Genomic DNA, 20,090 nt, shown 5'->3' on the forward strand with positions numbered 1-20,090 from the left:
GGTGGCATTTTCTTGAGGACCTTGCCGCTCCTGGCGTCATAGAACCATATTTCGATGAGGTTTATGTAAACATAATGATACCTGCCCAGGTAGGTGCCCGGATTCTCGGCAGCTGCCTGTGACTTATTTCCTCGTACGAGGTATATGGCGCCGCAAGCCTGCCCACGAGAAGCGCCATGATGCCGCCTTCAATACGTCCTGCCTCTTCGGGTGTCATTTTTATTACCGCCGCGATCGCCTCGCGGCCTGATCCCTTATTCCCGCTGCGCGGCTTCCTGTCGTCCCCTGCATTTGCCGTCGCGGTCGTTTCTATTGGAAGGGCCCCGGTATTAACGACGACCACCGCATACTCGCTGAACTTTATCTCTTCAATGTTCACCCTGGAGCCGTCGCTTTTTGTTATCGTATACCTGTTGTCGAGCTGGGGAAGGTACCTGACCATGAAGGCCCTTTTCATTCCATCCTCCCTGCCCGCCTCAAACGCGGCGGACAACGGACAGCGCACACGCATGGCCTGGTCTTTCCGGTCGTAGAGGACTTCTTCGGGGCTGATCCTGAAGGCGTAGATGCTGTCAAAATCCATGGCGCCCATAAGGGGAAGGGATATCTCCCGGTCGATCCTGGCCCTGTACTGTTCCTCGGTTTCCCGGGAATCCTTTGCCGCCATGTGTTTCCTCATTTGAATGTTGTTGTAGAGAAGCTGCAAGTTGTGGCCCGTGTACCCGGGGGCAAGCTTGTCGACTGCCATATTGAAAGGCCTGCCATCGAACGTGGTTGAAAGAAAGATCCCTCCGGGTCCTCCCGGGTGTCCCTGCGGTCCGCCTTTTGGTCGCGTGCAGCCGGCAAAGAAAAGAATGCAGCACGCGATAAAGACGGCGATGGAAACACTGATCCTCGGATGATGATTCATGCTCTTCCCTTTATCGTTGTGCCTATCATTCTGGAATCCCAGGCCGCTGATTGTCAATATGAAAAGACCGTTCATACCTTTCCCGCCCCGCTCGTCCATGCGTTCAGGCTTAGCCCAAACGCTTCCTGAACCTCAGTGAGCTTGCGGCTACGACCGACGCACCAAGGATGAAAAGCGCCAGGAACTGGGGCCAGAGGATGGACATGCCGCTGCCCTTCAGGAAGATGCCCCGGATAATGACGAGAAAGTATCGGAGCGGATTGAGATAGGTGACGAACTGAACGGCTGCGGGCATGTTCTCTATGGGGAACATGAGACCCGAGAGGAGAACGGCGGGGGCGAAGAAAAGGAATGTCGCCATCATCGCCTGCTGTTGTGTCCGGGAAATGGTGGAGATGAAAAGACCGAAGCCCAAAACGGAAAGAAGATATACCGCGGTGGCAAGGACGAGAAGGGGGATGGAGCCCCTTATGGGCACCTCGAACCAGATGACCCCGACAAGGGTGACGAGGAACATGTCGAAGAAGCCGATGATGGCGAAGGGGATGGTCTTGCCGAGAATGAGTTCGGCGGGGCGTATGGGTGTGACCATAAGCTGTTCCATGGTGCCTATCTCGCGCTCCCGGACGATGGCCATGGATGTCAGCAGCAGGCAGACGACAAGGACCATGATGGCGATGACCCCGGGCACGTTGTAATTCTTGCTCTTGAGGTCCGCATTGTACCATGCGCGCGGCCGCACATCCAGGGAGCCCTTCGCCCGGTAGGCCGTTTTCATCGCAATGTCACGGCTGTACCGGGAAACAATGCCGTTTGCATATCCCGCCGCAACAAGGGCCGTATTGGAATCCGTACCGTCAAGGAGTATCTGCAGGGACACCTTCCTTTGCGCCTGAAGATCGGATGTGAATCCGCGGTCAAAATGGAGCGCCACCGTGGCATCTCCCTTATCGAGAAGGGTCCTGACCTCTGAATCCGACCCCGGGAAATGATCGATCCTGAAATATCCCGATGCCTCGAAGCGCCTTGCGATCTCGCGCGTTACCGATGTCTTGTCCAGGTCAAAGACGGCCATCCTGATGTTGGTGACATCCATTGTCACGGCATAGCCGAAAACAATGAGCTGGATAACGGGTGTGACGAAGATGATGGGTTTCATCTTCCTGTCCCGGAAGATCTGGATGAACTCCTTGATCACCATGTGTTTGATGCGCCGCAGCATTTCTCTCATGCTAGGCCACCCGTTTCCTGAATTTCTTCACGGCCACGGTGAAGACAATGAGGCCGAAGAGGGCAAGGAGCCCCATCTCGGTCAGAAGCATGCCGGCGGTGTTGGCCTTGAGAAATATGCCCTTGATGGCGGAGACAAAATAGCGGGCCGGTATCAGGTAGGTGATGGCCTGAAGGGGAACGGGCATATTCACTATGGAGAACATGAAACCTGAAAGAAGCAGCGCCGGCAGGTAGGATGAGACCACCGCCGCCTGGCTTGCTGCCAGTTGTGATTTCGTTATTATCGATATAAGGACGCCGATGCTCAATCCGCCGAAAAGGAAGAGGGAGGATATGAAAAGAAGGAGAAGAACACTCCCCTTAAGGGGCACGCCGAAGAGCGCCACGACGATGATGATGGATATTATGGTGTCGATGATCCCGATGGCGAAATAGGGGGCCATCTTTCCGACGATAAGCTCCGCCGGTTTTACGGGCGTGGAGATGATCTGTTCCATTGTCCCCCGCTCCCATTCCCTGGCGATGGTGAGCGACGTCAGGAGGGCCGCAACGATGGTCATGATGACTGCGATGAGCCCCGGGACGATGAAATTGCGGGATTTCAGCTCCGGGTTGTACCAGATACGGGTGCGGACGTCGATGAGGGGTATCGCGGCCCCGAGTCCGGCGTGCCTTGCCGCCTGTTCCAGCGCCGAATTGAGATAGCCGAGGGCAATGGTGGCGGTATTGGAATCGCTGCCGTCGACGATCACCTGTATCCGGGCCTCGCCTCCGGTCAGGGCGTACCTGGAAAAGTTTTCGGGTATTGATATCGCCACCCGCGCTTTTCCCTCATCGAGGGTTCTGTCGATCAGAGCGGGATCGTTCACATACCCGACCACCGAAAAATAGCGCGATGCCTCGAGCCCGCGAATGATGTCCCGGCTCAGCCTGGACATGTCCCTGTCGTAGACGACGGTCGTCAACCGGTCGACGTCGACGGTGATGGCGTACCCGAAGATAAAGAGGAGCATAACGGGCATGAGAAAGGCCAGCGCAAGGCTCAGGGGGTCCCTTCGAATCTGGATGACCTCTTTCCTGGCGATCGCCAGGACCCTGTTCAGGTTCATCTCAGGATGCCTCGATGAGCGATACGAAGACATCTTCGAGAGAAGGGCGCACCGTTGTGATATTGGAGACGGCGATACTGGCGCCGCTGAGCGACGAACGGATGGCGGCTGTCGCTGTCTCCGAGTCATCGACGGTGGCGTGGATCACGCTGCCGAAGAGCGCTACGTCAAATCCTCCCCTTCCCAGGACATCGAGGGCTTCAACGATATCGGCAACGGAAACCTCGAGGATCTGCTTGTGCATATGCTCCTTCTTCATCACGTCGGGACGCCCCCCGGCGATGATCCTTCCCCGGTAGATGAGGGCCAGGCGGTCGCAGTATTCGGCTTCGTCGAGGTAATGGGTGGTCACGAAGACCGTTGTTCCCCGGGAGGACATTTCGTAGATGAGGTCCCAGAACCTGCGCCGGGAAATGGGGTCCACGCCGGATGTGGGCTCATCGAGGAAGATGATGGACGGCTCGTGGATCACGGCGCATCCCAATGCCAGGCGCTGTTTGAACCCGCTTGCCATGGTACGTGTGATGGCCTTGCGTTTTCCCCCTATGCCCGCCATTTCGAGGACCCATTCCTTGCGCTCCTTCTTTCTTTCGTCTGGGACGCCGTAAATGCCGCTGAAGAAATCGATGTTCTCCTCTATAGTCAGATCGTCGTAGAGGGAAAATCGCTGAGACATGTAGCCGATATGCTTCTTGATCTCCTCCGATTCCCTCATGATGTCGAAACCGCCGACGGCGCCGGCGCCGGCGGAAGGAAGGAGGAGGCCGCAGAGCATGCGGATCGTTGTCGATTTACCGGCGCCGTTGGGCCCGAGGAATCCGAAGATCTCGCCTTTTGCAACAGCGAGATCGATGTTGTCGACGGCACGGAAATCGCCGAAGGTCCTCGTGAGGCCCGTGACGGCGACTGCGGTGTCCCCGGGCGGCAGAGTTTGCAGCAATGCCTGTGTCATGGTCCCGCCTTCCCGGCACGGTCGCCGATCATTGCGAAGAAAATGTCCTCAATGGAAGGTGTGATGGAGCGGTATCCCCCGGTGGCGCAGCCTCTGTCAGAGAGTATTCCCATCACAGCCTCTATATCTCCCTTGTCCTTGAAGCCGATGTGGATCCTGTCGCCGTACAGGCCGACGCTTGCGACCCTTTCGTCGTCTCTTACAACCTCCATGATCTCACGTGCCCTGTCGCACCACACCTCGATCATGGGCATGCCATGTTTTGCCTTGATTGACGACGGTGTGGCTTTCTCGAGGAGTTTGCCCTCGTAGATGAGGCCCACCTCAGTGCACCGCTCCGCCTCGTCAAGATAGGAGGTGGAGACGAAGATCGTCACGCCCTCTTTGAGGAGTTCGTAAAGGATCTTCCAGAAATCGCGCCGCGAAACGGGGTCGACGCCATTCGTTGGTTCATCAAGAAAAAGGATCTCCGGTGTGTGGATGAGGGCACAGGCCAGCCCGAGCTTTTGTTTCATCCCTCCGGAAAGCTGTCCGGCCAGCCTGCCGGTGAAAGGTGTAAGGTTGGAAAAGCCGAGCAGCCTGTCTATGCGTTCGGGGCGTTCGCCCCGGGGCACGCCGAAGATATCGGCGTAAAAGACCATGTTCTCCATGACCGTCAGGTCTTCGTAAAGACCGAAGCGCTGCGGCATATAGGCTATCTTTTCCTTGATCCTTTCCGACCCCTTCCTTATGGGATGGGCCGCCACCCAGGCGTCGCCGGACGTGGGTTCCATAACGGCAGTCAGGAGCCTTATGAGCGTTGATTTTCCCGCTCCGTCGGGGCCGACAAGGCCGAAGAGCTCTCCCTTGCGGACCTCCATGGTGATCCCATCAACGGCCGTGACGTCACCAAAGGTCTTTGTCAGAGAACCGGTCCTTATTGCGGAGAGATCATCCATGGTCACCTGAGAATGATCCTCACGTCGGCCGGCATGCCCGGTTTAAGCTCCTGATCTTTGTTTTCCACTGTGACCTTGACCCCGAAGACTAGCTTGACCCTCTCCTCCTGGGTCTGAACGTTCTTGGGAGTGAATTCAGCCTCGGAGGAGATGAAGGTGATTGTTCCGTCGTAGACCTTGTTTTTGAAGGTGTCCACGGTTACCCTTGCTTTCTGCCCCAGTTTTACGAGGCCCAGCCTGTCTTCCTTGACGTACACCTTGACCCAGGGACGGTCGAGATCACCCACGGTGAGGACGGCCGCTCCTGGCTGCACGATCTCGCCGAGCTCGACATTCTTTCTGAAGACGACGCCGGATATTGGAGCATGGAGCAGGGTGTCGGCGAGCTTCTCCTCCGTGTTTGCAACGAGCGCCGCCAGCTGTTTCACGCGAAGCTCCGCGGCCATGATGTCCTCCTTGCGCGGCCCTTCCTCGATGAGGCTCTGCTGCTGGCGGGCGCTTTTGAGCTGGCCAAGGCGCGTCTCGTAGGAGCTTTTTGCGGTGTCGAACCGTGATGCCGATATGGCCCCGTTCGCATAGAGCATCTCGGCGCGTTCGAAATCCTTGCGTACCCTGACCAACTCGGCCTCGAGGGATTCCGAATCGGCCCGGGCCTTCAATATCTCCTGACGCCGCGAGCCGCTTCTGAGTTCCTGGAGCTTCACCTGCGCCTCTTCCAGGGAGGCGCGCGTCTGGTCGACAAGCGCCTTGATGTCGCCGCTTGAGATCGCGGCAAGGAGATCACCCTCTTTTACCCGGGCGCCTTCATCGACCTTGAGAACGGCGATCCTGCCGGACACCTTGAAGCCGATATTGCATTCCGTTACCTCAACGTTACCCGAAAGTTTCATTGTCCCGTCATCGCGGTTGCGGACATAGCTGATAACGACTATGGCGGTGACGACTATGGCGGTGACGACCGCCAAGGGAATGATCTTTTTCCTGGGGATCATTTTGTATCCTCCGTCATGGATCGTGTCGGCGCGGCGGGAGTTGCCTGCGAACCTCTGCCGCCCGGAGGTGTATCCGCCGGCTTGTTCGTCGAGCCCATCGCCATTTCCAGGGCCGCGACGGCTGTATGGCGGTCGAAGCGCGCCTGGCAGTGGTCTGCCCGGGCGCGTATGAGAGCAGCCTCGGCGTTGATGACATCGGTACTGGTGTTGTCTCCCGACCTGTACCGGAGGTCCTCGATCCGCGCCTGTTCCTTTGCCGAAAGGACGGCTTTTTCCGATACGGCGATGCGTTCGTCGGCATTGACGATGGAACTCCGGGCTTCCTTGAGCTCCCTGGCTATGGAAAGGCGCAAGGCCCGCTCCTCTTCCCTGGCCTTCATGAACTCCAACCGTTCGCGGTCTATCTCCGCATCTATGCGCCCGAAATCGAAGACGGGCAGAAGGAGGCGGACGCCGACGCTCCAGTTTTCCCTGAAAGACATCCTGTCGCCCGCTTTTCCGCCGTAATCGCCGGCGCCGTAAATATCGGGCAGGCGCTTACCCCGTGCCGATGCAATGCGCTCTTCAAACATTTTTACCTTGCTCAATGCCGCCTTGTAGTCGGGCCGGGCGGCAAGGGCGCCCTCGAGGCTGGCATTCATGACCGCGCCGTTGCCGAATGGCATATCGTTGAACACAATTACCAGTTCGCCCGGGTCGTCCATGCCTATAATTGATCTCAAAAGCTCCGTCGTGTTGGTGATACTGTTCCTGGTCTGTATCCTTCTTTCCATGGCGGCTCCCAATTCCGTGTCGGCCTTGAGGAGGTCGAGCATCGGCACTGTACCGGCTCTTAGAGAGGACTCTACGTCGCGGCGATGTGATTGGAGGCCCTTTACCTGAGCATCGCAGGCACGAAGGAGTTCGTCGAACTGGGCAAGCTTGTAGTAGACAGCGGTAACATTATACGTGAGCTCGTGGAGATTGCGGGTATGGAAGTCCTGGGCCATGGACCTCTTGAGTCCCGCGATGGTGACGCCTCTCATGAGGCGCCCCCCCTTGAACAAGGGGATGGAAAAGGTGGCGAAGCCGTCATAGACATTCTTTTCGAAATCGGGAAAGTCAACGGACGTCAGGGGCGGACCGGTGATGACGATGGGTGTGAGCGGGGCAGGGTAGCGGTAGCGTGAATAACCTCCCGTAACATCGATCCGGGGCATCCGTTCCGCTCTGGCCGCCTTGAGGCCCTGGTCCTCTATCTCTACGTTCCGCTGTGCCATCTTGAGCGCGGGGTTGTGCTTCATGGCATAGCGGATGAGCGAGGAAAGGTTGAAAGAAGCCGTTGCCGGGGTCTCCTGCGCCGGGGTTGCGCCGGGGAAGAGGATGGAAGAGGCAACGGCGAGTACGATGAGTCCCGACATCCATTTCATGATGATGCTCCTTCCCGGTCTTCTCGTATCTCTAAAAGCGCCGCGATAGAAAAACGCGTGATGTGATCGGCAATATCGACCATGCTCATCGAGTTGACCCGGTCGTCACCGACCAGACGTCGAAGGACCGGCCTGGCATAGAGGAAATACAAACACTGGCCGACGATGCTGGCACAACAATAGAGCACCGTATCGCTTGCCGGGTCCCGGCCGGTGATGCGGGCGGTAATGGCCGAGATGAGATGGAACATGGGGCGTGCCGCCTCCTCCACGATCATGTCGAGCGCCGCCGTCGGCTCCGCGAACTCCCTGGCCATAAGCTTGCCGAACCGCGATTCGATCCCCCCATCGAGTATGCGAAAGACAAAGGAACGGATGAAACCCCGAAGCCTCTTTTCAGGCTCGTCGGTCTGAGAGGTCCCCAGTTCGCGGGGATATTTCCCGAATGCAACGTCCTTCCAGTACCGCAGCGTCTCCAGATACAGGTTATCCTTGCTCTGAAAATGATAATTGATCGCCGCCACGTTGACACCCGCGCGGTTGCTGATCTGCCTGATCGTTGTCTGGCGGAGTCCGGATTCAGCAAAGATCTCGCCGGCCGCTTCCAGTATCCGCTGTCTCGTGTTCGGTCTGATCTCTGTCATTGAATTGTCCCCCAATTAAACAAATGTTTCATACATCTATTTTAAACTGTTGTTTGTTCCTGTCAAGAAATTTTTTTCACATATTCCTTGTGAAGAGAATTACATGCTGAGGCAACAAAGCCCCTTTGTTATCAACAGGATGAGAGGGGTTAACGAAACGGGTATTCATTATCCTGAATCGTTTGCGGGCCAAATATGTATTGACAAGGAAAATGGAATTAGTGTTAAATACCAACAGGTTTTAAGGGGTATAGTTCATTGATAAGCAGTCTAGTTCTGTTGGCTCACTAATAGTGTTCACTATAGTGAATACATTTTCCGGAGCAGTTATTGACGAGTTCACGGGCAGAATTTAACTCTGGTAAACGGGCTCGCTGCTGCCGGCTGCAAAGGTTGGTTAATCTGAATGGATACGATCAATTTATCTGAAACAACCAATTGGGCTTTCATTGAAGAGGTCAAGAAGGAATCCGGCCAGAACCCGTCACTGTGCTATCAGTGCGGCAACTGTACCGCCGGGTGTCCGTACACCCAGTACTTCGACTATCCGGTGAGCATGGTCATGCGCCTTTTGCAGACCGGGCAGAAGGAGGCGGTTCTAACGTCCAAGGCGATATGGCTCTGCGCCACCTGTGAGACATGCACCACCCGATGTCCCTGCGAGGTCGACGTGGCTCATATCATGGACACTCTGAGGATCATGGCCCGGCGCGAGGGAAAGGTTTCCGAGAAGGACGTCCAGCTTTTCTACGATTCATTCCTCGATTCAATGAAGAAACATGGCAGGATCTTCGAGATGGGCATCCTCATGGGCTACAAGTTCAAATCAGGTCAGTTCATGGGGGATGCGGAACTCGGGCCGAAGGTCATGAGCCGCGGGAAGATCAGTTTGTTCCCCAAAACAATTAAAGGCGCCGACAAAGTAGCTCAGATTTTCAATAGATACCAGGAAAAGGCGAAAAAGCATGGCTGAGAAAGAATACGCATATTTCAGTGGTTGTTCGCTCGAAGGTACCGCGAAGGAGTACGACGATTCCCTGAGGGTTGTCATGAAGGCCCTGGGGGTGAACCTTGTGGAGCCCGATGATTGGAGCTGCTGCGGTTCCACACCGGCTCACACCGTCGATCACGTACTTGCCGCGGCGCTTGCTGCGCGGAACCTTACCCTCGTGGAGAAGATGAACAAGGACGTACTTACGACACCGTGTCCTTCCTGTCTCATGGCATTCAAGAAGGCGCAGTTCAGTATGTCCAGGGACGAGGCTTTCAAGGGCGAGGTAAACGAGCTTCTTGATGAGGCCTATAACTGCGGCGTTGAGTCGAAGTCATCTCTGCAGATAATCTACGAAGATATCGGTCTCGATGCCATCGCCGAGAAGGTCACGCATATCATGCCTGACCTGAAGGTTGCGCCGTATTACGGGTGCATCCTGTCGAGGCCGCCCGAGATTGCACAGTTCGATGATCCGGAAAACCCCGTTTCCATGGACAAGGTGCTCGCGGCCGCGGGTGTTCAGGTCCAGGATTTCGCATTCAAGATGGAATGCTGCGGGGCCGCTTTTGGTGTTCCCAAGCGGGAGATGGTGAACAGGCTGTCGGCCAAGGTACTCGAGATGGCTGTTGACGCCGGGGCGAACTGCATTGCTGTTGCGTGCCCGCTGTGCCAGCAGAATCTTGACCTTCGGCAGGAGCAGGTCAACAAGACAACGGGTTCCAACTTCGATATCCCCGTCATTTATTTCACCCAGCTCATGGGCCTTGCTTATGGATTTTCACCCAAGGAATTGGGTATGGATAAGGTGATTGTCAGCGCCGATAAGATAACGCGCAGGATCACCAAAGAAGAATACGCGAAAATAAAAGAAGAAGAAGCAGCAGCGAAGAAGCCTCAGAAGGCAAAGAAAGATGCGGCTGCGGAAGAGACCAATTAAGGAGACCTGATCGATGCGGGTTGGTGTATTTATCTGCCATTGTGGAAGCAACATCGCGGGAACCGTTGACGTCGCGAAAGTGGCCGAGGAAGCCCGGAAGATGCCCGGCGTCGCCTATGCGACGGCGTACATGTATACCTGTTCTGAGCCGGGGCAAAAAGAGATCACGGATGCCATCGAGCGGGATAAGCTCGATAGGATCGTCGTCGCTGCATGTTCGCCTCGTATGCACGAGAATACCTTTCGAAGAACGATTATGAAAGCGGGTCTTAACCGCTACTTTTTCGAACAGGCGAACATCCGGGAGCATGTGTCCTGGATCGGGCTGGACAAGGAACTCAACACGACGAAGGCGATCGATGAGGTGAGAATGGCCGTTGCAAAGGTCATGAGAAACAAGCCTCTGTTCTCATCGTCGTTCAAGATCAACAAGAGGGTTCTTGTCGTCGGCGGCGGCGTTGCGGGAATGCAGGCAGCGATCGACTGTGCCGACGGCGGACTCGAGGTTGTCATGGTCGAGAAAAGCCCGTCCATTGGCGGCATGATGGCGCGTCTCGACAAGACGTTCCCCACGGTCGACTGCTCTATCTGTATCCTCGGCCCCAAGATGGTCGACGTTGCTCAGCACGATCTTATTAAACTTCACGCATACAGTGAGATAGCCGAGATTAAGGGCTATGTCGGCAACTATCAGATAAAGATCAGGAAGAAACCGCCGTACGTTGACTGGACGAAGTGCACCGGCTGCGGGCTCTGCATGGAAAAGTGCCCTACCAAGAACGCCTACGACCATTTCAACTTCGGGGCTGCGCCGACACGGGCCATCAATATCCCCTTCCCGCAGGCGATTCCCAAGAAGGCGACAATAGACCCCAATTACTGCAGACAGTTTGTCAAGGGTAAATGCGGAGTATGTGCGAAGGTCTGCCCCACGGGTGCAATCAACTATGAGATGCAGGAAGAGTTTGTCACGGAAGAGGTTGGCGCCATCATCACGGCAACGGGATATGGCCTCATGGATATCGAGAGACTGACAGAGTATGGCGGGGGAAGGTATCCCGACGTCATCAGCGGTATTCAGTACGAGCGGTTCCTGAACGCCTCCGGGCCGACATCGGGCCACATCATCAGGCCTTCGGACCACGAAGAGCCGAAGACCATCGTTTTCGTCGCCTGCGCTGGTTCACGTGACAAATCACTGGGCGTTCCGTACTGTTCGAACTTCTGCTGCATGTACATCGCGAAACAGGCGATCCTGACAAAAGACCATATTCCCGATTCCCAGTCCTATGTTTTCTACATGGACATCAGGTCCCCGGGCAAGGGTTACGATGAATTTACACGCCGTGCTCAGGAAGAATACGGCGCTAAGTATATCCGCGGCAGGGTATCGCGGATCTATCCGAAGGGAAAGAAGATGGTGGTAAGGGGAGCAGACACGCTCCTTGGTACCCAGGTAGAGATAGAAGCCGATCTCGTGGTTCTCGGAACGGCTGTGGTCTCCGCACCCGGTGCGGCGCAGATGGCTGAAAAGCTTCACATTTCCTACGATACCTTCGGTTTTTACGTTGAGTCGCATCCGAAGCTGCGGCCCGTTGAGACGAACACTTCCGGTGTTTACCTCGCCGGTGCCTGCCAGGGTCCCAAAGACATTCCGGCATCGGTCGGACAGGGATCCGCCGCTGCGGCCAAGGTTCTGTCCCTTTTCTCGAAAGATATGCTCGAATCCGACCCGGCTATCGCCCAGGTCAATCAGAATACATGTGTGGGCTGTCTCAAGTGCCTCAAGACCTGTCCCTTCCAGGCCATCGTTGAAGATACCTTAAGAAACGGCAAGAAGGTGGCCAAGGTCATAGAGACGGTCTGTGCGGGATGTGGTGTTTGCACATCCACCTGTCCCTGCGGTGCAATTCAACTGCAGCATTTCACGGACAACCAGCTCTTAGCGGAGGTTAATGCAATATGTCAGAAGTAGCAGCCAAAGAACTGCGGATCGTTGGTTTTCTCTGTAACTGGTGTTCCTACGGCGGTGCCGATACCGCGGGTGTGGGACGGTTCAAACAGCCTACGGACCTTCGGATCATCAGGGTTCCCTGTTCGGGCCGTGTCGACCCCATGTTTGTGGTGCGCGCTCTTCTTACGGGTGCCGATGGTGTTCTCGTTTCCGGATGTCATCCGAGGGATTGCCACTACACGGACGGCAACTTCTACGCAAGGCGCAGGTTGGAAATGCTCAAAAGGCTCCTGCCGTTCATGGGCATCGACGATAAGAGATTCCACTATACATGGGTTTCAGCCTCGGAAGGCCAGAGATGGCAGCAGGTCGTGACGGATTTTACGAAACAGGTTCACGCGCTTGGGCCCATGCATCAAAAGTAAGGAGAAGGCAGATTGAGTACTCAGAAGCTTAAAGAGATCATCAAACAGGTCCTCCCCGAAGTGGAGACCGTTATATGCTGGCAGGAGGGTTTTGACAAGCTCAATGTGACGCCGATCTTTATAACGTCGTCTGAGCAGGCCGATAAGGTCGTGTGGAACCCGCTGTGCGCGCAGAACCTCGCGAGCTACCTCCCTTCACAGAAAAAGAAGGTGGCCGTTGCCGTGAAGGGGTGCGATTCGAGGACCATCGTGCAGTACATGCAGGAAGGCCTCATTGACAGGAATAACGTTGTCATCATCGGCATCCCGTGCAAGGGCATCGTGAGCAAGAAGAAGATTCAGAAGGCGATAGGGAACGAGCCGGTGGAAGACGTCACTTTTGCAGACGGTTCGGTGAAGGTTAAGACGCCGTCAGGTGAGAAGACGTTTGCAATTGCCGACGTCTGTCCGAGCAAGTGCACGTCCTGCCAGTACCCGACCCCCATTGTCTATGATCAGCTTACCGGAGATGCCATTAAATCGGACAAACCGGCCGAGAGCGTCTATGCGGACGTGGCGGAGCTGGAAGGCAAGACGGTGGAGGAGCGCAGGGCATATTTTATGGGCCAGTTCGATAAATGCATCCGCTGTTATGCCTGCCGGAACGCATGCCCCATGTGTGTGTGCCAGGACAGCTGCATTGCCGAGACACGCGACCCGCACTGGATCACGCAGAAGCTTAGCCTTGACGAAAAGCTGATGTTCCACATGATCCATGCGCTCCATCTCGCCGGGCGTTGTGTTGAGTGCGGTGAATGCGAGCGCGTGTGCCCGATGGAGATTCCCGTGGCGAAGCTGAAGAAGAAGATAAACAAAGAGATGAAAGATCTCTTCGATTATACCCCGGGAGTCAACCCCGAGGATAAGCCACCGATGTATACCTTTAATGTTGACGAAGCTAAGATCAAGGAGCATAAACTCTAATGGCGGACAAAGGATACCTTCCGAAAGAGAAGATAAAGGAATTCGTTGAGGCCCTCGGTAAAGACGCTGCTGTCTTCGCTCCGTGCCTCGAAGGGGACACGATCATCTTCCGTCAGTACACACCTGACAAGGAGATCTCCCTCGACCGGCCGGCAAATACGCCGCCCAAAGGGGCGATCTATCCCCAGTGTGAGACGCTGCTTTCCTTCGAGTTTAAGAAGGAAGCCGATAATCCCCAGAAGATGGACGTAGAGCTCAAGGTGAACACCGATTTTCCGAAGGCTGTGGTTTTCGGCGGGCGTCCCTGCGATGCAAGGGGTTTTACGGTCATCGACAGGGTATTCGTTGATACCGACACAGCCGACCCGTATTACAAGAAGCGCCGCGAGAATACGACGGTCGTTACAAAATGTTGCAATGGCCCGTCTGCCGGCTGCTTCTGCGTAGGCGTGGGCGGAGGCCCGGCTGTCACTGAAGGGTCCGACGTCGTCATGACAGAAGTGGACGGCGGGTATTACCTTGAGGCGGTTACTGATAAGGGCAAAGCCGTGATGTCATTACAGATGATCCAGGATGGAGCATCCTACGAGGCAAAAGCTAAAGAGGCCAACGTGAAGGCGACAGCGGCCGTTAGGAATCCTTTCCCTGAGGGCGCAGACAAGATATCGCCGGAATTGTTCGACAGCGGTGATTTTTGGGGGCGGGTCATCGACAAGTGCCTGAGCTGCGGTGCCTGTACATTCCTGTGTCCCACCTGCTACTGCTTCAACATTACCGACGAGCAGGCGGTAACCACGGGCGAACGGTTAAGATCATGGGATTCATGCATGTTCCAGCATTTTACACTGGAGACAAGCGGCCACAACCCGAGGCCGGTGAAGCATAAAAGATTCAGGAACCGCGTCGGGCATAAGTTCTACTACTACCCGGAAAAGTACGACGGCGCAATAGCCTGCACGGGCTGCGGACGGTGTATTCGGTACTGCCCGGTGTCCGTGGATATAAGCGAGATCGTAGGGTACCTGAGAGACCCGAAGGCGGATCCGAAAGAGTGGGCCGCGAAAAAAACAGACGCAAAGAATTAGGAGTGCGTGATGACAGGGAATGAGAATCCATACCTTCCTGAATTGGCGACGGTCACGAAGGTAATCGAAGAGACACCAAACATTAAGTCTTTCCAGGTTGTTTTCAACAATCCGGAGACGATGAAGAAGTTCACGTTTGAGCCGGGCCAGGTCGGTCAGCTCTCGGTTTTCGGTGTCGGGGAATCGACCTTTGTTATCAATTCCCCGCCGACGCGTATGGAGTATCTCCAGTTCAGCGTCATGAAGGCGGGAGAGGTGACAACCGCCCTTCATGGGATCTATGAGGGCGACGTCATCGGTGTGAGAGCACCTCTTGGGAACTGGTTCCCGTATGAGGAGATGAAAGGAAAGAACATCCTCTTTATCGGTGGCGGCATTGGGCTTGCGCCGTTGAGGACTCTTATTCTCTATATGCTCGATAACAGGGCAGACTACAAGGATATCACCATTATCTATGGATCGAGGACGCCCCCTGATCTGTGCTATAAGGATGAATTGAAGGAATGGGAAGAACGATCTGACGTGAACCTCATCCTCACCGTAGATAATGAATTTCCTGGATGGGAGAAGAGAACGGGTTTCGTGCCTACGGTGCTGAAAGAAGAGGCACCGAAAAGCGAGAACACGATTGCCATTACGTGCGGGCCTCCCATTATGATCAAATTCGTTCTCGAAGGGCTGGCGGAGCTGAAGTTTCCCGAGGAGAACATCATGACCACCCTTGAAGCGAGGATGAAATGCGGTATCGGTCTGTGCGGCCGCTGTAACCTTGGCCACAAGTACATATGTAAGGACGGACCGGTTTTCTCGCTGAAGCAGCTTAAGGAGCTTCCGAGCGACGAGTAGGAAGAAACAGTTTCAGCTTTCAAGTGGAAGATTCAGGCGGCCCCCCGGCGGGGGTCGCTTTTTTTTGGTTTCGCCTTAAATCTCTATTTTCCCAGGAATTTCAGCTCTTCGGGGTCGAAGGAGGTTATTCTCCAGTGGGTATGGGGGGAGGGCGACCTGGCCATGGTGAAGCTTACCCTGTCTTTGCCGCGCTGGCGCACTTCGGCGGTATCGCCGTGGGTTGTTACGGCCAGGGCGAATACCGTGGCCCTGCGGAGGTTGCCGAAGAGTTCTTCGTCGTTGTAGGAGAGGAGCAGGTTTGTTATGGCTTCGCCCATCTGGGCCTTGAGCTGGGGCAGAAGCTGGGCGGCGAGATCCTTGCCGGCGCTGCGCATGTGCTGCTCGAACCTGTTGCGGGGAGCTTCCTTCTTGTCCATCCGCGTAAAGACATCCCGGGCCATATTGTCAAGGATGCTGTCGGTATCGAGGTACTTCAGGACCTCGCGGGCGTCACGGCTCACAATTGCCTTTTTCAACATGTAGAGGCTGTAGTAGGGCGTGGTGCGGGCGTAGAGAAAAGCAGCGATGGCGACGATGATCGGAACTATACAGACAGAGGCAATGACGATGAGACGTTTCCTGCGTACCGGATCTTTATTCTCCATAGGGTACCCGGCCGTTTAGTGCATCTCCACTGCGGTGATGACCCATTGTTGGTTATCCGTTCTCTGCAAGGTCACTAATGTGTCCTGAACTGGTTGGGCCGTCGCTGTCTGTTGATCGCCCGCCACGGTGATGGGCCCCCGGATGACGGACCAGCCCTTCACCTCCGAAAAATAGCTCTTCTCATGAGGGGAGTCTATTTCATAGAGGAGCCGGTTCTTCACCTCTTCGTCAGGTTGACCTTGCGTGACGCTCGCGGGCAGCGCCGCGACGACCCTGTCGAAATCCATGACTTGCTGGGCCGTCTCGGAACTACTGAAGAGGATGGCCTTCTTGAACTGGATCATAGCGTAACGGGGAGTTTTCTTGAAGTACTGATAGCCGTAAAAACCCGCTGCGATGATTATAAGTATGACTATCCATCGTGTTGCGCCGCCCCGTTCATTTCCGAGATAAGCCTTCATCGATCCCTCGACCTCCTCCCCTTGCGGGTGACCGTCGCTAGAGCCCGAGCTTGTTCCTTAGAAGTTCACCGAGACTGCCCAGTTTCTCGTCAGACCTTTCCTGTTCTTTTACTTTGTCCCTGTACTGTGTGTAGCTGTCGAGCTCGATCTTTTCATCGACCTTGGTCCGGCTGAGGCTTACGCGACCCCGGGACGGATCGGTGGCGATGACGACCGCCTGAATGGTCGATCCCACAGGGAACATTCTGTTGTGGTTGGTGCCCTTGAGCGTCCCCATTTCAACGTTGGGAATGAAGCCTGTCAGGCCATCTTTGATTCTTACGATGATTCCCGACGAGATGACACGCTCCACTTTTGTCTCAAGAAGTGTGCCGACCGCCGGCAGGTCTACCTCCTCCATCACGATCTTGCGCTCCATCGAGAGGGTAAGTCTTCTCTTTTCGGTGCTTATATCGACGACTCTGGCCTCGACCTGCTGGCCCGGTTCGAGTACTTCCTTGGGATGATTGATCCTTCTGCCTGCCCCCAGTTTCGAAATGGGGATGAGCCCATCGATGCCGGGTTCGAGGTTCACGAATGCACCAAAGCTTTCGAGACGGACGACCACTCCCTGGATCGTTGAGTCCACGGGATATTTTTCCGGAACCAACAGGAAGGGGTCGGGAAGGACTGCCTTCAGGCTTAGTGTGATCCTGTCTCTCGCCCAGTCGATCTCCAGTATCCTCGTTCTCAGTTCGTCGCCGATACTGACGAGGTCCCCGGCTTTTCCTCCCTTGATCCACGAAAGCTCGCTGAGAGGTATAAGGCCATCAATCCCGCCGATGTCGACGAAAACGCCGAATCTCTGGATGGAACGCACCTTACCCGCGATATCCATGCCGATGGTGAGGGTTTCCTTCAGCTTTTCCTTTTCCTTTTCCTGTTCCTTTTCCAGCAGGGCGCGGCGGGAAAGGATGATATTGCGCCCCCTTTCTTTATATTCAAGCACCTTGAAGGGATATGTCTCGCCAATGTATGTTCCCGCAATCCTGCTTCCCTTGAGGTCCATCTGCGAGTACGGGCAGAAGCACCGCACCTTGCCGACGCGGATCTCGTAGCCGCCCTTGAGTTCCGATGCTACCTTTCCCGTAACGGGAATATCGGCATCGAAGGCGTTCTTGATGCTCTGCAGGGTGATGCTCGGAAAACTGTGGATCAAGGTGGTGAACTTTCTTGCTCCATTCTCCACGGTTACGAAGTAGGCCTCGAGCTCGTCGCCATCCTGAATGGTCACGGCCCCTTCCTCGTCGAGAAATTCCTTTCTGTCGATAACTCCCTCGCTTTTACCGCCGAGATCGATATAAACAAAATCACCCGAGATGCCGGCGACCCTGGTGGTCACCCTTTGTCCCGGTTCGAGTCTCTTGACCGACAGCGCGCTCTGTTCGAAGAGCTGCGCAAAATCTTCTTCATGTCCACTTTCCGCTGAGCTCCTTTCTTCAATATTTTCCTGATTGCTGATCTGTTCGTCTGACATCGTCCAATCTCCTGAAGTTGATTAAAAATTTTTTGTTGGAGTAATGTACAATTTCTTTAGTGTGATGTAAAGCTATAGTTCTCGTGGACAATGAATTTGACAATTCTAAGGCCATGGAATAGCATATGAAACATCAAAAACGCATGGATCGGTGCATGTGGGAGGAAAGGAGGTGCGAGTGAATTTGTTTTCCGTAAGAAGACGCTTCGTTTTGGTATTTATTGTGGTATTTTTGACGATATTCGTCATGATGACGGTGCCTGTTTTTGCTCAGAGCACGAGCGGGCCGTCGCTTTCGAGGGAAAAGGCAGGTTATGCCCTTGGCGTGAGCATCGGGCGAAATGTGAAGAACCTCGGAATTGATATCGATCCTGACATGATCGTCCGTGGCATACGGGATACCGTTCGGGGGCAGTCCACCATGTCGGACCAGGAAGTGAAGACCGCCCTTGACATCTATGAGAAAGAACTTGTCGGGAAACTGAGCGACAAGAACAAGCGCGATGGAGAGGCATTCCTCGGGGAGAACAAACAGCGCAGAAGCGTTGTCACCCTTCCCAGTGGTCTTCAGTACATGGTCCTCAGGGAAGGCAAAGGCCCCACCCCGAAGATGGATGATCTGGTCACAATTCACTACAAGGCCAGGATGATAGACGGTATGGAATTTGAAAGTTCCTATTGGAACAACAAGCCCGCTGACATCGCGGTGAACAAGGCCATTAAAGGGTGGACCGAGGCCCTGACGAAGATGCCCGTTGGTTCCATATGGCGTCTTTATATCCCCTCACAGCTTGCCTATGGAGAAGCCGGCGCAGGCACGATGATCGGCCCCAATGCCGTCATCATATGCGATCTTGAACTCCTGGCCGTGAGATGACGAAGCCGTAAGTTCGTTTCTCGCTTCTCACTTCCGGGAGGGATCGTCATGAAGGCAATGGTGATTGAAAAGGTCTGTGATCTAAGGGTTGAGAAGAGGCCCTTGAGCCTCGTGGACATACCCGTCCCTTCCGTTGGTGACAGAGAAATACTGGTGAAGGTTATTGCCTGCGGGGTCTGCCATACGGAACTCGACGAGATTGAGGGAAGGACGCCTCCGCCCCGGTTTCCCGTTGTTCCGGGCCACCAGGTGGTGGGTCTTGTCGAGAAATGCGGCGAAAAGGCGATGCGCTTTCAGACGGGCGAGAGGGTAGGTGTGGCATGGATCTATTCCGCCTGCGGCGCCTGTGCCTTCTGCCGCGAGGGTGATGAAAACCTCTGTGAGCGCTTTGTCGCTACCGGCAGGGACGCCAACGGCGGATACGCCGAGTACATGGCGGTGCCGGAGGCTTTTGCATTCAAGGTGCCTGATATCTTCGGTGACCTCGAGGCTGCTCCGCTTCTCTGTGCGGGAACGATAGGATACAGGTCCCTTCGCCTGACGGGGATGCGCGATGGCGAGAATATGGGCCTCGTGGGATTCGGCGCTTCGGCGCATCTGGTGATCCAGATGGTGCGCCACATGTACCCTTCGTCGAAGATATTCGTCTTTGCACGCAGCCCCGGTGAAAGGGATTTTTCCCGTGAGCTTGGCGCCTGCTGGGCAGGCGATACCACAGACAGTTCACCGGAAAAGCTGCATCGCGTCATCGACACAACCCCTGTCTGGGGTACCATAGTCCATGCACTCGGAAACCTTGAAAGAGGAGGGCGCCTTGTGGTCAACGCCATACGGAAGGAAGAGACCGACAAGGCAGAGCTTCTGTCACTGTCCTACCCCCGTCATCTCTGGCTTGAAAAAGAGATAAAAAGCGTCGCCAATGTGGCTTCGCGCGATGTCCGGGAATTCCTTGAGCTTGCGGCGGCCATCCCCATTCGTCCCGAGGTCGAGGTCTTTGCTCTCAATGAGGCAAACCGGGCGCTTATCGAGCTGAAGGAGCGAAAGATACGGGGCGCCAAGGTTCTCAAGGTCGCCTGAGCACGGTCACTGAACGTCACGGCCGTATGCGGGGACGGGGGCGGAGATTTGCCCGCCCGTTGAGGCTCTGCGCCGGATGAGGTTGAGAAGACACAAAGGGGTACCCGCCGATCTCTCCCCAAC

At 55.4% G+C, this 20,090-nt stretch carries 20 protein-coding genes; 9 read left to right on the top strand and 11 right to left on the bottom strand.

Features of this window, described 5'->3' with window-relative positions:
* Positions 1-61: 61 nt before the first annotated feature.
* The 8 genes from PHC90_06220 to PHC90_06255 are packed head-to-tail and all read right to left on the bottom strand — an operon-like array spanning position 62 to position 8,187.
* Positions 62-985: a hypothetical protein gene (locus PHC90_06220; GenBank protein MDD3845942.1), complete on the bottom strand. Its 924-nt coding sequence runs from the start codon at positions 983-985 to the stop codon at positions 62-64.
* A gap of 34 nt (positions 986-1,019) precedes the next feature.
* Positions 1,020-2,141, bottom strand: a complete 1,122-nt coding sequence (locus PHC90_06225; GenBank protein ID MDD3845943.1) for an ABC transporter permease — start codon at positions 2,139-2,141, stop codon at positions 1,020-1,022.
* Position 2,142: 1 nt separating this feature from the next.
* The gene (locus PHC90_06230; GenBank protein ID MDD3845944.1) at positions 2,143-3,252 is read right to left on the bottom strand and encodes an ABC transporter permease; all 1,110 of its coding nucleotides are present in this window, start codon (positions 3,250-3,252) and stop codon (positions 2,143-2,145) included.
* A gap of 1 nt (position 3,253) precedes the next feature.
* Positions 3,254-4,204: an ABC transporter ATP-binding protein gene (locus PHC90_06235; protein ID MDD3845945.1), complete on the bottom strand. Its 951-nt coding sequence runs from the start codon at positions 4,202-4,204 to the stop codon at positions 3,254-3,256.
* A complete protein-coding gene (locus tag PHC90_06240; protein MDD3845946.1) occupies positions 4,201-5,142 on the bottom strand; it encodes an ABC transporter ATP-binding protein in 942 nt (313 codons plus the stop codon). The genes PHC90_06235 and PHC90_06240 overlap by 4 nt, the downstream gene beginning before the upstream one ends.
* A gap of 2 nt (positions 5,143-5,144) precedes the next feature.
* Positions 5,145-6,134: an efflux RND transporter periplasmic adaptor subunit gene (locus PHC90_06245; GenBank protein MDD3845947.1), complete on the bottom strand. Its 990-nt coding sequence runs from the start codon at positions 6,132-6,134 to the stop codon at positions 5,145-5,147.
* Complete coding sequence (locus tag PHC90_06250; protein MDD3845948.1) at positions 6,131-7,543, bottom strand: TolC family protein; 1,413 nt, start codon at positions 7,541-7,543, stop codon at positions 6,131-6,133. Before PHC90_06250 ends, PHC90_06245 begins: the two co-directional genes overlap by 4 nt.
* The gene (locus tag PHC90_06255; GenBank protein ID MDD3845949.1) at positions 7,540-8,187 is read right to left on the bottom strand and encodes a CerR family C-terminal domain-containing protein; all 648 of its coding nucleotides are present in this window, start codon (positions 8,185-8,187) and stop codon (positions 7,540-7,542) included. Before PHC90_06255 ends, PHC90_06250 begins: the two co-directional genes overlap by 4 nt.
* A gap of 406 nt (positions 8,188-8,593) precedes the next feature.
* Between PHC90_06255 and PHC90_06260 the strand changes: the two genes are divergently transcribed.
* From PHC90_06260 to PHC90_06290, 7 genes are read left to right on the top strand one after another with little or no spacing between them, the layout of a single operon-like run.
* The gene (locus PHC90_06260) at positions 8,594-9,160 is read left to right on the top strand and encodes a 4Fe-4S dicluster domain-containing protein (protein MDD3845950.1); all 567 of its coding nucleotides are present in this window, start codon (positions 8,594-8,596) and stop codon (positions 9,158-9,160) included.
* Complete coding sequence (locus PHC90_06265) at positions 9,153-10,118, top strand: CoB--CoM heterodisulfide reductase iron-sulfur subunit B family protein (protein ID MDD3845951.1); 966 nt, start codon at positions 9,153-9,155, stop codon at positions 10,116-10,118. Before PHC90_06260 ends, PHC90_06265 begins: the two co-directional genes overlap by 8 nt.
* A gap of 13 nt (positions 10,119-10,131) precedes the next feature.
* Positions 10,132-12,093 carry a CoB--CoM heterodisulfide reductase iron-sulfur subunit A family protein gene (locus PHC90_06270; GenBank protein MDD3845952.1) on the top strand — a complete coding sequence of 654 codons (1,962 nt, stop codon included), beginning with the start codon at positions 10,132-10,134 and terminating at the stop codon, positions 12,091-12,093.
* Positions 12,081-12,497 carry a hydrogenase iron-sulfur subunit gene (locus PHC90_06275; GenBank protein MDD3845953.1) on the top strand — a complete coding sequence of 139 codons (417 nt, stop codon included), beginning with the start codon at positions 12,081-12,083 and terminating at the stop codon, positions 12,495-12,497. Before PHC90_06270 ends, PHC90_06275 begins: the two co-directional genes overlap by 13 nt.
* Positions 12,498-12,509: 12 nt before the next feature.
* The gene (locus PHC90_06280; protein ID MDD3845954.1) at positions 12,510-13,460 is read left to right on the top strand and encodes a 4Fe-4S dicluster domain-containing protein; all 951 of its coding nucleotides are present in this window, start codon (positions 12,510-12,512) and stop codon (positions 13,458-13,460) included.
* On the top strand, positions 13,460-14,545 hold the full coding sequence (locus PHC90_06285; protein MDD3845955.1) for a 4Fe-4S dicluster domain-containing protein: 1,086 nt from the start codon (positions 13,460-13,462) through the stop codon (positions 14,543-14,545). Before PHC90_06280 ends, PHC90_06285 begins: the two co-directional genes overlap by 1 nt.
* A gap of 9 nt (positions 14,546-14,554) precedes the next feature.
* Entirely contained in the window at positions 14,555-15,391 is an 837-nt protein-coding gene (locus PHC90_06290; protein ID MDD3845956.1) for an FAD/NAD(P)-binding protein, read from the top strand.
* A gap of 83 nt (positions 15,392-15,474) precedes the next feature.
* Here PHC90_06290 and PHC90_06295 read toward each other — a convergent pair whose 3' ends face one another.
* From PHC90_06295 to PHC90_06305, 3 genes are read right to left on the bottom strand one after another with little or no spacing between them, the layout of a single operon-like run.
* Complete coding sequence (locus PHC90_06295; GenBank protein MDD3845957.1) at positions 15,475-16,035, bottom strand: DUF2939 domain-containing protein; 561 nt, start codon at positions 16,033-16,035, stop codon at positions 15,475-15,477.
* Positions 16,036-16,050: 15 nt separating this feature from the next.
* Complete coding sequence (locus tag PHC90_06300; protein MDD3845958.1) at positions 16,051-16,497, bottom strand: hypothetical protein; 447 nt, start codon at positions 16,495-16,497, stop codon at positions 16,051-16,053.
* 37 nt (positions 16,498-16,534) lie between these two features.
* Positions 16,535-18,013, bottom strand: a complete 1,479-nt coding sequence (locus PHC90_06305; GenBank protein ID MDD3845959.1) for a S1 RNA-binding domain-containing protein — start codon at positions 18,011-18,013, stop codon at positions 16,535-16,537.
* Between the two features lie 178 nt (positions 18,014-18,191).
* Between PHC90_06305 and PHC90_06310 the strand changes: the two genes are divergently transcribed.
* Together PHC90_06310 and PHC90_06315 are read left to right on the top strand one after the other, a co-directional pair.
* On the top strand, positions 18,192-18,890 hold the full coding sequence (locus PHC90_06310; protein MDD3845960.1) for an FKBP-type peptidyl-prolyl cis-trans isomerase: 699 nt from the start codon (positions 18,192-18,194) through the stop codon (positions 18,888-18,890).
* A gap of 48 nt (positions 18,891-18,938) precedes the next feature.
* Complete coding sequence (locus PHC90_06315; protein MDD3845961.1) at positions 18,939-19,967, top strand: zinc-dependent alcohol dehydrogenase family protein; 1,029 nt, start codon at positions 18,939-18,941, stop codon at positions 19,965-19,967.
* Positions 19,968-20,090 lie beyond the last annotated feature (123 nt).

This window comes from Syntrophorhabdaceae bacterium (genome assembly GCA_028698615.1).
In the GTDB taxonomy this organism is placed as follows: domain Bacteria; phylum Desulfobacterota; class Syntrophorhabdia; order Syntrophorhabdales; family Syntrophorhabdaceae; genus Delta-02.

Bases quoted from the DNA above. Each gene is read 5' to 3' on its own strand.
- PHC90_06265 (MDD3845951.1), top strand. From the start codon at position 9,153: ATGGCTGAGAAAGAATACGCATATTTCAGTGGTTGTTCGCTCGAAGGT.
- PHC90_06240 (MDD3845946.1), bottom strand. From the start codon at position 5,142: ATGGATGATCTCTCCGCAATAAGGACCGGTTCTCTGACAAAGACCTTT.
- PHC90_06290 (MDD3845956.1), top strand. From the start codon at position 14,555: ATGACAGGGAATGAGAATCCATACCTTCCTGAATTGGCGACGGTCACG.
- PHC90_06305 (MDD3845959.1), bottom strand. From the start codon at position 18,013: ATGTCAGACGAACAGATCAGCAATCAGGAAAATATTGAAGAAAGGAGC.
- PHC90_06225 (MDD3845943.1), bottom strand. From the start codon at position 2,141: ATGAGAGAAATGCTGCGGCGCATCAAACACATGGTGATCAAGGAGTTC.
- PHC90_06285 (MDD3845955.1), top strand. From the start codon at position 13,460: ATGGCGGACAAAGGATACCTTCCGAAAGAGAAGATAAAGGAATTCGTT.
- PHC90_06275 (MDD3845953.1), top strand. From the start codon at position 12,081: ATGTCAGAAGTAGCAGCCAAAGAACTGCGGATCGTTGGTTTTCTCTGT.
- PHC90_06235 (MDD3845945.1), bottom strand. From the start codon at position 4,204: ATGACACAGGCATTGCTGCAAACTCTGCCGCCCGGGGACACCGCAGTC.
- PHC90_06300 (MDD3845958.1), bottom strand. From the start codon at position 16,497: ATGAAGGCTTATCTCGGAAATGAACGGGGCGGCGCAACACGATGGATA.
- PHC90_06250 (MDD3845948.1), bottom strand. From the start codon at position 7,543: ATGAAATGGATGTCGGGACTCATCGTACTCGCCGTTGCCTCTTCCATC.
- PHC90_06260 (MDD3845950.1), top strand. From the start codon at position 8,594: ATGGATACGATCAATTTATCTGAAACAACCAATTGGGCTTTCATTGAA.
- PHC90_06315 (MDD3845961.1), top strand. From the start codon at position 18,939: ATGAAGGCAATGGTGATTGAAAAGGTCTGTGATCTAAGGGTTGAGAAG.
- PHC90_06220 (MDD3845942.1), bottom strand. From the start codon at position 985: ATGAACGGTCTTTTCATATTGACAATCAGCGGCCTGGGATTCCAGAAT.
- PHC90_06295 (MDD3845957.1), bottom strand. From the start codon at position 16,035: ATGGAGAATAAAGATCCGGTACGCAGGAAACGTCTCATCGTCATTGCC.
- PHC90_06245 (MDD3845947.1), bottom strand. From the start codon at position 6,134: ATGATCCCCAGGAAAAAGATCATTCCCTTGGCGGTCGTCACCGCCATA.
- PHC90_06270 (MDD3845952.1), top strand. From the start codon at position 10,132: ATGCGGGTTGGTGTATTTATCTGCCATTGTGGAAGCAACATCGCGGGA.
- PHC90_06230 (MDD3845944.1), bottom strand. From the start codon at position 3,252: ATGAACCTGAACAGGGTCCTGGCGATCGCCAGGAAAGAGGTCATCCAG.
- PHC90_06255 (MDD3845949.1), bottom strand. From the start codon at position 8,187: ATGACAGAGATCAGACCGAACACGAGACAGCGGATACTGGAAGCGGCC.